The 12,148-nt window shown below is 66.5% G+C and carries 10 protein-coding genes; 1 reads left to right on the forward strand and 9 read right to left on the reverse strand.

Annotated features, from left to right (window positions below; translation table 11 throughout):
* Positions 1-89: 89 nt before the first annotated feature.
* The 7 genes from QX039_RS08220 to QX039_RS08250 all read right to left on the reverse strand — a co-directional run bounded on the left by QX039_RS08220 (position 90) and on the right by QX039_RS08250 (position 8,985).
* Positions 90-1,325 (reverse strand): class I SAM-dependent RNA methyltransferase, encoded by a 1,236-nt coding sequence (locus QX039_RS08220; RefSeq protein WP_315772921.1) that lies wholly within the window; start codon positions 1,323-1,325, stop codon positions 90-92.
* On the reverse strand, positions 1,318-2,055 hold the full coding sequence (locus QX039_RS08225) for a TlyA family RNA methyltransferase (protein ID WP_315772923.1): 738 nt from the start codon (positions 2,053-2,055) through the stop codon (positions 1,318-1,320). Before QX039_RS08225 ends, QX039_RS08220 begins: the two co-directional genes overlap by 8 nt.
* A 392-nt stretch (positions 2,056-2,447) precedes the next feature.
* Entirely contained in the window at positions 2,448-3,008 is a 561-nt protein-coding gene (locus tag QX039_RS08230; RefSeq protein ID WP_315740879.1) for a nucleoside 2-deoxyribosyltransferase, read from the reverse strand.
* Positions 3,009-3,040: 32 nt separating this feature from the next.
* Positions 3,041-4,966, reverse strand: coding sequence for a 1-deoxy-D-xylulose-5-phosphate synthase (dxs, locus tag QX039_RS08235; protein ID WP_315740878.1), 1,926 nt, complete (start codon positions 4,964-4,966; stop codon positions 3,041-3,043).
* A 947-nt stretch (positions 4,967-5,913) separates the two neighbouring features.
* A complete protein-coding gene (locus tag QX039_RS08240) occupies positions 5,914-6,165 on the reverse strand; it encodes an exodeoxyribonuclease VII small subunit (RefSeq protein WP_315740877.1) in 252 nt (83 codons plus the stop codon).
* Positions 6,166-6,267: 102 nt separating this feature from the next.
* A complete protein-coding gene (locus tag QX039_RS08245; protein WP_315740876.1) occupies positions 6,268-7,197 on the reverse strand; it encodes a histone deacetylase family protein in 930 nt (309 codons plus the stop codon).
* Positions 7,198-7,308: 111 nt separating this feature from the next.
* A complete protein-coding gene (locus tag QX039_RS08250) occupies positions 7,309-8,985 on the reverse strand; it encodes a bifunctional metallophosphatase/5'-nucleotidase (protein WP_315740875.1) in 1,677 nt (558 codons plus the stop codon).
* A 107-nt stretch (positions 8,986-9,092) separates the two neighbouring features.
* Here QX039_RS08250 and bla point away from each other — a divergent pair, with 107 nt between their 5' ends.
* A complete protein-coding gene (gene bla / locus QX039_RS08255; protein WP_315740874.1) occupies positions 9,093-9,980 on the forward strand; it encodes a subclass B3 metallo-beta-lactamase in 888 nt (295 codons plus the stop codon).
* Between the two features lie 12 nt (positions 9,981-9,992).
* Here bla and solA read toward each other — a convergent pair whose 3' ends face one another.
* Together solA and QX039_RS08265 are read right to left on the reverse strand one after the other, a co-directional pair.
* The gene (gene solA / locus QX039_RS08260; protein ID WP_315772925.1) at positions 9,993-11,186 is read right to left on the reverse strand and encodes an N-methyl-L-tryptophan oxidase; all 1,194 of its coding nucleotides are present in this window, start codon (positions 11,184-11,186) and stop codon (positions 9,993-9,995) included.
* Positions 11,187-11,207: 21 nt separating this feature from the next.
* Positions 11,208-11,972 carry a crotonase/enoyl-CoA hydratase family protein gene (locus QX039_RS08265; protein WP_315758028.1) on the reverse strand — a complete coding sequence of 255 codons (765 nt, stop codon included), beginning with the start codon at positions 11,970-11,972 and terminating at the stop codon, positions 11,208-11,210.
* Positions 11,973-12,148 lie beyond the last annotated feature (176 nt).

Genomic DNA, 12,148 nt, shown 5'->3' on the forward strand with positions numbered 1-12,148 from the left:
GCGAGCGTAGCGAAGGATCCAGGGCCAAGAAGAATGCCTGCGTTGCTTCGCCGCTTCGCTCGCGATGACGTGCAGGCATCGAGATCAGCTCACCGCACCAGCCGTGCCACCAGCTCCACATGCGGCGTGTGGCGGAATTGGTCGACCGGCACCACGGTATCGAGCCTGTAGCCGCCGTCGATCAGCATGCGCACATCGCGCGCGAACGTCGTCACGTTGCAGGACACCGCGACGATCACCGGCACCTTGCTGGCCGCGAGCTGCCTGGCCTGCGCCTGAGCGCCCTGGCGCGGTGGGTCGAATACGACAGCGTCGATGTCGCGCAATTCCGGCGGCATCAGGGGACGGCGGAACAGGTCGCGCGTTTCGGCCTTGATCGGCTTCAGGCCGGGCGTACCGGCCGCCTTCTGCAGCGCCGCGACCGAGCCGGCATCATTGTCCATGGCGGTGACGCGCACCCGCGTAGCGAGCCGGAGCGCGAACGGGCCGACGCCGCAGAACAGGTCGGCGACGTGCTTGGCTTTGCCGATCCGCTCCAGCACCAATTGCGCCAGCGTTTCCTCGCCTTGCACGGTGGCCTGCAGGAACGAGCCGGGCGGCAGCGTCACCTGCGCCGTACCCATCGTGACCACGGGCGCATTGCGCATCAGCACCAGCTCGCCATGGCGGGTCAGCCGCGCCAGCCGGTGCTGTTCGGCGAGGCGGGACAGGGCCGCGATGCGCGGCGGCGGCAGCGGGCCGGAGCCGCGGATGTCGATGTCGAGGCCGTTGCTGGTCGCGGTCGCCTGGATGTCGAGCGGCTTGCCGGTCGGCTTCAGCGCCTCCGCCAGCGCCCATGCGGCTTCCAGCGCACCGTCCAGCGCGGGATCGAGGATCGGGCAGCGGTCGATCGGCACGATGTCGTGGCTGTTCGCGGCCGAGAATCCGACCCTGAGGACGTCGTGCGTGCCCATCCGGGCGTGGAAGGTGGCCCGGCGCCGGCCGGCGCCGTGGGCATCGATCAGATCGGCCACGTCGCAATCAACCTTGGCGGCCCGCAGCGTCTCGACGACGATGTTGCGCTTCCACTGCTGATAGGGCTCGGGCGCCCAGTGCTGGATGGCGCACCCGCCGCAGACGCCGAAATGCGGACAGAACGGCGCGATCCGCTCGGGGCTCGGAATTTCCACCGCGAGCAGCTTGCGGCGATCGGGATGGCCGGGAACGACGGCCGCCTCGACGGTCTCGCCGGCGAGCGTATAGGGCACGTAAAGCGCCTCGCCCGATGACAGCGAGGCGCCGTCGCCGCGATGGCCGACGTGGTCGATGACGAGACGCTCAACCATGGCGGCGTGCTCCCAGGAAGAATTCGGCGTTGCCGTCGCCGCCCTTGATCGATGATGGGAAGATCTCGATGTCACTGCAGCCGAGCGAGGCGGCGAAGGTGGCGATGTCGTCGCAGACGGCGGCATGCACCGCTGCATCCTTGATGATGCCGCCCTTGCCGTGTGCGCCCTTCGCCTCGAATTGCGGCTTGATCAGCGCCAGCAGGCTCATCGGCGAGGCCGCGAGCGACAATGCGACCGGCAGCACTGCCTTGAGCGAGATGAAGCTGCAGTCGATCACGACGATGTCGGGGCGCTGCGGCAGGCGCTTGCCGTCATAGCTGCGGATGTCGGTCTGCTCCATCGACACGATCTTCGGATGATTGCGCAGCGAGGGATGCAATTGGTCGCGGCCGACATCGATGGCGAATACGACAGCCGCGCCATTGGCCAGCAGCACCTCGGTGAAGCCGCCGGTGGAGGCGCCGACGTCGAGGCAGACATGGTCCTCGACCTCGATGCCGTAATGCTCCAGTGCTGCCGCAAGCTTGACTCCGCCACGCGACACCCAGGGATGCGCCGGCTCCGCCTGCAGCACGGAATCAACTGGGATGCTCTCCGAGGCTTTGCCGACCTGCTTGTCGTTTGCGAACACGAGCCCAGCCTCGATCGCCGCCTGCGCCCGCGCGCGGCTCTCGAACAGGCCGCGTTCGACGAGCAGGATATCAGCGCGTTTGCGGGCAGGGGGCATGAGTTTGATCAGTCGTCATGAATTGTTGAGCACGCACACCAAATTCAGTGTCGTCCCGGGCAAGCATCAGCGCGCATCGCGCGTTGATGCGCCGACCCGGGACCCATAACCACAGGACTTAGTTTGTAGGGAGATGGCAACTACGAGTCTGCCCAACATGACGTCCTGTGGTCGGGTCCCGGCGCCGCGTGCGCAATTGCGCACTAGGCCGGGACGACAGTGGTGTGAGGCGAGATCGCGCCTCATATAGTGAGTTCGTAGGGTGGGCAAAGGCGCGTGCACCGGCCGCTCCGCAAGCTCGTATCGCAATTGACGCGCCGTGCCCACCATTTCGATTGTGGGCGCGGATCCACGGTGGGCACGCGTCGCCTGACGGCGCCGCTTTGCCCACCCTACGGCGTCTTGCCGAGGAGCCGCTCCGCCGCCAGCTTCACGCAGATCTCGAACGCCGCCAGGTCGTGCCACACATCCCCCGACCGCTCGCGCGGGAGGACCAGCGGGGCACCGTACAGGTCGAGCGCGTGGATCATCATCAGGTTGTCGGGCAGGCCGAAATCCTCGACCGTCAGGCCCTCGGCATCGACCAGGCGGCCGTCCTGCTCCGTCACCGTCGTGAAGCGGCGGGCGCAGTCGGCATAGACGGCGGGATCGTTGCAATAGCCCAGGCAGAGCTTGCCGCGGCCCGCCATGTAGCCGAGCTCGTAGACGGTGCCGGCATCGGCGCCGGGCCCGCGGAACGGCGTGAGATTGGCGATGATGGCATCGGCGTCGTCCATCATCGCCTCGTTGCCATGGAAGATCTGGCGCGAGGCGTCGGAGGAGGCGAGGTCAACGCTGTTGTCGAGGGGGTAGCGGCCGATCAAGCCATGGCGATCGCAGATCGCGACTTTCCGCCGGCCGATTTCAATGGCATCCGGCAGGAACACGTCGGGACCTGCCAGATAGATCTTCATGGCTCACCACCACGGCGGGACGCAAGCTCGCCTCAGGCGAGCTTGACCGACTCGGTCGTGTAATCCTTGCCGAGCGCCTCGAACACCTTGCGGACGATGCCCTTGGCGTCCAGCCCGGCGCGGGCGTACATCGCCGCCGGCGTGTCGTGGTCCTGGAACTCGTCCGGCAGCACCATGGTGCGCATCTTCAGGCCGCCGTCGAGCATGCCCTGATCGGAGAGATACTGCATTACGTGCGAGCCGAAGCCACCGACAGAGCCTTCCTCGATCGTGATCAGGATGTCGTGCTCGCGGGCGAGCTTCAGCACCAGCTCTTCGTCGAGCGGCTTCATGAAGCGCGCATCGGCGATCGAGGCGGACAGGCCGTGTGCGGCGAGCTCGTCGGCCGCCTTCTCGCACTCGGCGAGCCGGGTGCCGAAGGAGAGCAGGGCGACCTGCTTGCCCTGGCGGATCATGCGGCCCTTGCCGATCGGCAGCGGAACGCCAACCTCGGGCATTTCGACGCCGCGGCCTTCGCCGCGCGGATAGCGCACCGAGCTCGGCCGGTCGTTGATCGCGACCTGGGTCGCCACCATGTGCACCAGCTCGGCTTCGTCGGAGGCCGCCATGATCACCATGTTCGGCAGGCAGCCGAGATAGGCGTTGTCGAAGGAGCCGGCATGGGTCGCGCCGTCGGCGCCGACCAGGCCGGCGCGATCGATCGCGAAGCGGACCGGCAGGCTCTGGATGCAGACGTCGTGCACGATCTGGTCGTAGCCGCGCTGCAGGAAGGTCGAGTAGATCGCGCAGAACGGCTTGTAGCCTTCGGCCGCGAGGCCGGCGGCGAAGGTCACGGCATGCTGCTCGGCGATGCCGACGTCGAAGGTGCGCTTCGGGAACGCCTTGGCGAAGATGTCGATGCCGGTGCCCGAGGGCATCGCGGCGGTGATGCCGACGATTTTGTCGTCCTTCTCGGCTTCCTTGACCAGGCTCTGGCCGAACACGTTCTGATAGGCCGGCGCGTTCGGCTTGGCCTTGGCCTGGGTGCCGGTGGCGATGTCGAACTTGGCCACCGCGTGATATTTGTCGGCCGCCGCTTCCGCGGGCGAGTAGCCCTTGCCCTTCTGGGTCACGACGTGGACCAGGATCGGGCCGGTCTCCATGTCGCGGACGTTCTTCAGGACGGGGAGCAGATGGTCGAGGTTGTGGCCGTCGATCGGGCCGACGTAATAGAACCCGAGCTCCTCGAACAGCGTGCCGCCGTCCATCATGAAGCCGCGGGAATATTCCTCGACGCGGCTGGCGCGGTTGGCGATCACCTTGGGCAGATGCTGGCCGAGCTGCTTGGCGGCGTCGCGCAGGGTGCGGTAGGTCTTGCCCGAGTAGAGGCGGGACAGATAGGCCGACATCGCCCCGACCGGCGGCGCGATCGACATGTCGTTGTCGTTGAGGATCACGATCAGGCGCGAGTTCATCGCGCCGGCATTGTTCATGGCTTCATAGGCCATGCCGGCGGACATCGCGCCGTCGCCGATCACGGCGATCACGTTGTTCTTGCCGCCCGACAGGTCGCGCGCAACCGCCATGCCGAGGCCGGCGGAAATCGAGGTCGACGAGTGCGCGGCGCCGAACGGATCGTAGTCGCTCTCGGCGCGCTTGGTGAACCCGGAGAGGCCGCCGCCGGTGCGCAGGGTGCGGATGCGGTCGCGGCGTCCGGTCAGGATCTTGTGCGGATAGGCCTGGTGGCCGACGTCCCAGATCAGGCGGTCGCGCGGGGTGTCGAACACGTAATGGATGGCCGTGGTCAGCTCGACCACGCCGAGACCCGCGCCGAAATGACCGCCGGTTACCGAGACCGCGTCGATGGTCTCCTGGCGCAATTCGTCGGCGACCTGCCGGACCTGCTCGACCTTCAGCCGGCGCAGATCTTCCGGAGTCTTGATGGTGTCGAGAAGCGGCGTCTTACTAAATGTGGTCACGGTGACATTCCAATTTTGCAGGTCGGGTTCAAGGGCCGACATCTGAGAGGTTCATCGTAACGGGCGGCGAAACCTGAAGTCTTGAAGGTGACATCCGCGCGGATCGAAGCCGCAGTCCGGAGACTAGCCGGGTTTCGGATCGATCTATGTGATGTAAGTCACTCTTGGTGGCCTTGCCGTCCTCGTTAGTCGCCCAAGATCGCCAAGTCGTTCAGCCAAGTCAGTTTTGCTAGCTCCTGCAAGCGCTTAGTTTCCTCTCTCCAGAGAGGATAAACACTTCCAAAAACCCGCAGTTGCGAGAAGCTTTACACCAAAGTGCGTCTTAAAGCCAACCCGATGGGAGTTGGCAAGCCCGCAAACGGTACCCTTGCGCCACCTCTCAACCGCGGCGGCGTGCCGGAGGTTCCATTCAACTGCTCAAATCGACGGCAGCCGGCGCTCCGGAATAGACCGGGGAAGCCGGCTCGGTCCAGGCCTTTTCCCGCGGCGCAAAATCCGCCGATGCGGTGATTGCGCACGCCGCGGCGCCGTGAGCCATGCGTTCGCGTAAGGGATTGGTCCGTAGACGATCATGAAGAAGTCGTCGGCGTGCGGCCTTTCGTTGGCCGTCAAGTCGATGCGAAAGAGCTGCGAGCGAAGCACGTCGTCATGATTGCGCCGGATGATCGCGGACCCCGAGCGGCACGATCACAGGATCAGGGGCGAACTGCCGATTCAAATCGTGTCGCATGGTAAACGAAGGACGCACCTCTGGGTCTCAAGTGGCCAACGCGGCGGCCGAGACTTCGCCGAGGGCCACCTCGCGGCCGAGCTCTTCGATGCAGTTGCACCGATCTGCGGCTGAATTGCACGATTGAGAGGCGCGCTTTGCCCGCGTCAACTCGCGCCCGGCGGTAGCGAAATAAATCCGGACTGTTGCTCGGAGAGGGCCGTTCAGCCGCAAGCCGCTATTGCACGTCGAGCGGCACGGTTCCCGTCGCATGGCCGCTGGCGTCGGTCGTGATCTTCTCGACCCGGGCCTCCGCCTGGCGCAGCAGCTCCTCGCAGCGCCGCTTCAGTGCTTCGCCGCGCTCATAGATCGCCACCGACTCCTCGAGCGGCACCTTGCCGTCCTCGAGCCGCTTCACGATCGATTCCAGCTCCTCGATCGCGCGCTCGAACGACAGCTTCTTGACGTCGGTTACGGTGTTGTCCGCCATGCGGGTTCCCTGCAGCTCACTCAACTCCGGGGCCGTGCTTTTACACCCCGGTCGCGGCCATGTCAGGCCCCGCCGAGGGTGGGATCGGCTGGAACCTGGGGATCACGCCCCGGTCAGGGCCGCAACGTGGGCCGAGACGGATTCTTTAAGCCCCTGAAGGTCATAGCCGCCTTCCAGGACCGAAACGACCCGCCCGCCGGCGGATTTGTCGGCGAGATCCATCAGTTTGCGGGTGACCCAGCCGAAATCCTCCGCCCGCAGGTTCAGCGACGCCAACGGGTCGCGATAATGGGCGTCGAAGCCGGCCGAGATCATCACGAGCTCGGGGCTGAACTTGGTGAGCTGCGGCAGGATCAGGTTTTCGAAGGCGGAGCGGAACTCGAGGCTGCCGTCCTCGGAGGCCAGCGGCGCGTTGACGATGGTGTCGTGCTCGCCGCGCTCGCCGCGGGCGCCGGTGCCCGGGAACAGCGGCATCTGGTGGGTCGAGCAGTACATCACGCTCTTGTCGGCCCAGAAGATGTCCTGGGTTCCGTTGCCGTGGTGGACGTCGAAATCGACGATGGCGGCGCGCTCGATGCCGAAGGTGCGCTGGGCATAGCGTGCCGCGATCGCGACATTGTCGAAGAAGCAGAAGCCCATCGGCTTTGCGATCTCGGCATGGTGCCCGGGTGGGCGCACCGCGACGAAGGCGTTGCGGTGGCGGCCGGACATCACGGATTCGGTTGCCGCGACGGCGCCGCCGACGCCGCGCATCACGGCTTCCCAGGTGCCCGGCGACATCGAGGTGTCGCCGTCGAGATAGATGATGCCCGAGGTCGGGGCCATCTGGCGCAGCTCGGTGACGTAGTGCTCGTTGTGGCAGAGCAGGGCCAGCTCGATATCGGCCTCCGGGGCCTCGTCGCGGTCGAGCAGGGCGAAGCGCTCCTCGGTCAGGGCCTCCTCGACCGCCCGCAGGCGGTCGGCGCGCTCTGGGTGGCCGGACGGCGTGGCGTGATCGAGGCAGGCTTCATGAGAGAGATACAGCGTCGACATCAGGGCTCTGCCACTCGCGCGTTGCGGGAGTGCCCAATCTATGCGCTGAACGCAGCCTCGGAAAGAGCCCCGCGGGCGATATGACCGGCTTTCCGGCGGGCGCGGCAGGCGTCACGAAGCCTTGTTGATGATGCGGCCGCGCGGCGGCGGGGCCAGCGGGCTATTGGACTTGAGATAGGCGAACAGCGCCTCGTCGTCATAGGGTCCCGTGATCGGATCGCGGCCGCTCTTGAACGCGGTGAAGCCGTCGCCGCCGAGCGCAAGGTAGTTGTTGATGGTGACCCGGTAGGACGCGGCGAGGTCGATGGCCTTGCCGTCGAGCATCATGCTGGCGGCGTCGATCCGAGCGCCCGCGGACTGTTTCGCATCGAAGGCATAGGAGAAACCGCTGGAGACCTGCAGGATGCGCGGCCGCGCCGGGTCGAGCCATTGCTGCTCCAGCGCGGCCTTGATCTCGGCGCCGGTCAGGGTGACCGTCGTCAGCTGGTTGCGAAACGGCTGGCTCGCGAACACGTCGGCATAGGTCACCGCGCCGCCGTCGCGGCGAACGAGATCGGTCCGGATGCCGCCGGGATTGGTCATCGCGATGACCGCGCTTCCCTTGTCCGCCGCGGCTGTCGCTGCGAGTTGGGCATCGGCGATGACGTCGCCGAGCACGCTCTCGCCGGAGGCGTTCGGCAGCCGCGACAGTGTCGCGGCGAGCACGCCGGCGGGGCGGTTGGCGTAAGGGGCGGAGAGCTTCTCATAGGCGTCGATCAGCGCGGTCTGCGCCGGATCCTTCGGCAGGGTGGTGTCGACGACGATGTTCGTCGCGGTGGCGCTGATCACGTCGCGCGTGGTGCGGTCGAGCTTGACGTCGATCGCCGTCACCAACGTGCCGAACTTGTCGCCCGAGGTGACGAGCCGCTTGTCGATGGTGCAGACATAGGCCTGATGGGTATGGCCGGAGATGACGATGTCGACGGCGCTGTCGAGCTCCTTGACGATGTCGACGATCGGTCCGGACAGTCCGGGGCATTCGTTCATGCCGCCCGAGGGCCAGCCGCCCTCGTGGATCAGCACGACGATCGCCTGCACGCCCTTGGCCTTCAATTCCGGGATCAGCGCGTTGACGCTCTCGGCCTCGTTGCGGAAGTCGAGGCCGGCCGCGCTCGCCGGCGAGATGATGCCGGCGGTCCCTTTCAGCGTCAGCCCGATGAAGGCGACCGGGATGTCCTCGAAGGTGCGGATCTCATAGGGCGGAAACACCGTCTTGTCGGTGCCGGCGAGGAACGTCGACGCCGCGAGATAATGGAATTTGGCGCCGGTGAACGGCTGCGGCCCGCCGCAGCCATCGGTCGGATGGCAGCCGCCGTTCTGCATCCGCAACAGCTCGGCCTTGCCCTCGTCGAACTCGTGGTTGCCGACCGCCGACAGCGCGAGCCCCATCTGCGACATCGATTCGATGGTCGGCTCGTCGTGGAACATCGCCGACAGGAACGGGCTCGCGCCGATCAGGTCGCCGGCGGCGACGAAGATCGTGTTGGGCTGGCCGTCGGCGAGCAGCTTGACGAGGCTCGCCATGTGCTCGGCGCCGCCGGCAGGAACGACGGTGGTCTTGGTTGGATCGGCGGGATCGGCGACGCGGATGCCGGAGGCGGGCGGCTTCAGATTGCCGTGGAAGTCGTTGATGGCGAGGATGCGCAACGCCACCGGCTCGTCCTCGGCCGATGCCGGCGGGCCGGCGATGCTTGCAACGGCGGCACCGGTCAGCAGGCAGGCGAGGGCGAAGCGGGAGAGACGGCTCATGGCAGGGTCACGTGTGATGAAGGGGCCGCGGGACGAAGCGCGATTGCCCCGCCGCGGTCGCAATGACATAAAATGATTTCATAACAACAATACATCGGGAGGCCGGAATGAAAAGAATGATGCTGCTCGCCGCCACACTGTCGCTCGTGGCCGGCTCCGCTGCAGCGCAATCGCTGCCGGACCTGATGAAGCAGATGGTCGCGGCGTGGAATAAGCCGACCGAGCCGTTCAAGGTGATCGACAACGTCTACTATGTCGGCACCAACGGGCTCGCCTCCTACCTGATCACCACACCGCAGGGCCACATCCTGATCGATACCGTGATGCCGGAATCGACCGCGCAGATCGAGGCCAGCATCGGCAAGCTCGGCTTCAAGGTCGCCGACATCAAATACATCCTGAACACCCACGCCCATATCGACCACACCGGCGGGCTGGCGCAGGTCAAGCAGGAGACCGGGGCGCAGATGGTGGCGGGCGCCAGGGACGTTCCGCTGCTGGAAGGCGGCTTCTATCCGGGCCGCGAGGAGGAGCGCTATCTCGGCTTCCCGCCGGTCAAGGTCGACCGCGCTGTGCGCGAGGGTGACACCGTGACGCTCGGCGGCGTCACCTTGACGGCGCACGAGACGCCGGGCCATTCGCCGGGCTGCACCAGCTGGACGACCGACGTGAAGGATGGCGACGCCACCCGCAGCCTGATCTTCTTCTGCAGCGCCACCGTGGCGCTGAACCGGCTGGTCGGCCGTCCCACCTATCCGGGCATCGTCGACGATTACAGGAAGACTTTCGCCTGGGCCAAGACGGCGCATCCCGACATCCTGCTGGCGCCGCATCCGGAGATGTACGACATGGCCGGAAAGCGAGCGAAGATTGCCGACGGCGCGCCCAACCCGTTCGTCAAGCCGGGTGAATTCAACGCCTATCTCGACAAGCTCGAGACGCAGTTCAACGAAGGCCTCGCCAAGCAGACGGCTGCGCTGCAGTCCGCAAAGTAGTTGCGGCGTCCGCTATGCTGGATCGGCGGCGGCGAGCCGGTCCAGTGTGAAGCCGTCGAGGTCGACGCACGGCGTCTCGCCCCGGGCCATCGCCGCGAGCGCCTCGCCGACGGCCGGCGAATGCTTGAAGCCGTGGCCCGAGCAGGCCGAGGCGTAGATCACGTCGGCGTCACCCGGATCGTGGTCGATGACGAAGCGGCCGCCCGGCGCGTTGGTATAGAGGCAGACCTCGCTGCGCAGGCAGCGCGGGCCGAGATCCGGCACGAAGGGGCGGACATAGGTCTCATAGGTCGCTGCGATTTCGTCCGCGGTCACCTCGCGCGCCACGTCGTCGGGATCGGTCTCGCCGGTCATCACTTCATTTGCGATCTTCACGCCATTGTCCTGCGAGCCCAGCCAGGGAAAGCCATAGATGTCGGAGGCCGCGCGATCGCGGCCGGTGACGTCCCAGATGAACACCGGCGTGCCCGGTCCAAAATGCTGCGGATTGGACAGGAGCTCGAACCAGTACAGCACTTGCCGGGTGACGTGGACGCGGCGGCGCAGCGGCGCGATCATCTCGGTGATCCATGGTCCGGTGGTGACGATCAATTTGTCGGCCGACGCCGTCGTGTCGTCGTCCATGGTCACGGTGAGGGCGCCCGCGGCACGGCGAAACGCTGTCACGCGCCGGCCGGTCAGCAACTCGGCGCCATGGCGCGCGGCGACCGCGAGCTCGGTGCGCACGCAGTCCTCGACCAGGAGATAGCCGCCTTCTCGATCGAGAAAGGCGCGATCGCCGGGCGCGGTGGCAAAGGCCGGATAATCCGCGCGCAACCGCTCCGCGGAAAGCGTCTCGCCGTCGACGCCGTGCAGCCGCGCCGCGGTTTCGATGTTGCTGAAGAACTGCGCGCTGCTGACGCCGTGGACCTCGCCGCCGTGCTGGCTCGGAATGAACAGGCAGCCGCATTGTTCGAACAGCCGCGTGCTGGTTTCTCGCTCCAGCGCGCGCCAGATCGCGTGCGAGCGCTGCGCCAGCGGCGTGTAGTCGACGCCTTCGCCGATTGCCGCGCGGGTGATGCGGGTCTCGCCATGGGTCGAGCCGAAGCGGTGCGGCGGCTGGAAGCGGTCGATGCCCAGCACGCGCCTCCCGGCCTTGGCAAGATGCAGCACGGCGGCGCTGCCGACCGCGCCGCAGCCGATCACGATGACATCAAACTGCGCCATGCGCGCCCGCCGCGGCCTCGCTCATTTCTTCTTCTTGCGCGATAGGAACGCCTTGAACGCGCTGACCGCCTCCTCGGAGGTCATGCGCTCGGCGAACAGATAGGCCTCCTGGTCGATGCGCCGGGTCAATTCGTCCGGCGCGGTGCGGATCAGCTTGCGCCCGATCGCCACCGCCTCGGCCGGCAGCCGGCAGATGTCGCGCGCCACCTTGTGCGCCTCGACCTCGGTGTGGCCCGGCGCCACCACCGTGTTGACGAAGCCGGCGATCTGCGCATCCGTCGCCGTCATGGTGCGCCCCATCACCAGCATCGCGAACGCCCGCTGATAGCCCATGGTCTGCGGCATCAACAGGCTCGAGGCGCCCTCGGGCACCAGGCCGAGATGGATGAAGGGCGTCGAGAACGTCGCCGTGGTGGAGGCCAGCACGTAGTCGCAGTGAAACAGCATCGTCGTGCCGATGCCGATCGCGACGCCGTCGACCGCGGCGATGATCGGCTTGACGTTATGCGCCAGCGAATACAGGAACTTGGTCGCCGCCGAGGTGCGCGCGGCGTCGTTGCCGGCCGACCCCGCATGCAGGAAGTCCTCGAGATCGTTGCCGGCCGTGAACACGCCGGAGCCGCCGGTGATGATGATGCATCGCACCAGCGGATTGTTCTGCGCGGTGTCGATCGCATCGCTCATGCCGAGATACATGGCCTGCGTGATCGCGTTCTTCTTTTCCGGGCGCCTGAGCTTGATCGTCCGCGTCTCGCCCTCGTCGGTCACGATCAGATGGTCGGTCATGGGCCCCTCATGCGTGTGCGCCGGCCGCTGCGTTGCCGCCGATCAATTTGTCCAGTCCTGCATCTCGCCGCAGCCTACATCATCCGCTGGTCGCGCCAAGGGCTGAAGCGGTCATTGGTCGCGGAGGGAATGCGGGCGTGATCGGAGGCGAGCGCTCGCCATGATTCTCGTCGTGG

The organism is Bradyrhizobium sp. SZCCHNR1043, from assembly GCF_032489675.1.
GTDB lineage: Bacteria > Pseudomonadota > Alphaproteobacteria > Rhizobiales > Xanthobacteraceae > Bradyrhizobium.

Excerpts from the sequence above, each read along its gene's own strand:
- QX039_RS08220 (WP_315772921.1), bottom strand. The coding sequence starts at position 1,325 with ATGGTTGAGCGTCTCGTCATCGACCACGTCGGCCATCGCGGCGACGGC.
- QX039_RS08225 (WP_315772923.1), bottom strand. The coding sequence starts at position 2,055 with ATGCCCCCTGCCCGCAAACGCGCTGATATCCTGCTCGTCGAACGCGGC.
- QX039_RS08230 (WP_315740879.1), bottom strand. The coding sequence starts at position 3,008 with ATGAAGATCTATCTGGCAGGTCCCGACGTGTTCCTGCCGGATGCCATT.
- QX039_RS08240 (WP_315740877.1), bottom strand. The coding sequence starts at position 6,165 with ATGGCGGACAACACCGTAACCGACGTCAAGAAGCTGTCGTTCGAGCGC.
- QX039_RS08245 (WP_315740876.1), bottom strand. The coding sequence starts at position 7,197 with ATGTCGACGCTGTATCTCTCTCATGAAGCCTGCCTCGATCACGCCACG.
- QX039_RS08250 (WP_315740875.1), bottom strand. The coding sequence starts at position 8,985 with ATGAGCCGTCTCTCCCGCTTCGCCCTCGCCTGCCTGCTGACCGGTGCC.
- bla (WP_315740874.1), top strand. The coding sequence starts at position 9,093 with ATGAAAAGAATGATGCTGCTCGCCGCCACACTGTCGCTCGTGGCCGGC.
- solA (WP_315772925.1), bottom strand. The coding sequence starts at position 11,186 with ATGGCGCAGTTTGATGTCATCGTGATCGGCTGCGGCGCGGTCGGCAGC.
- QX039_RS08265 (WP_315758028.1), bottom strand. The coding sequence starts at position 11,972 with ATGACCGACCATCTGATCGTGACCGACGAGGGCGAGACGCGGACGATC.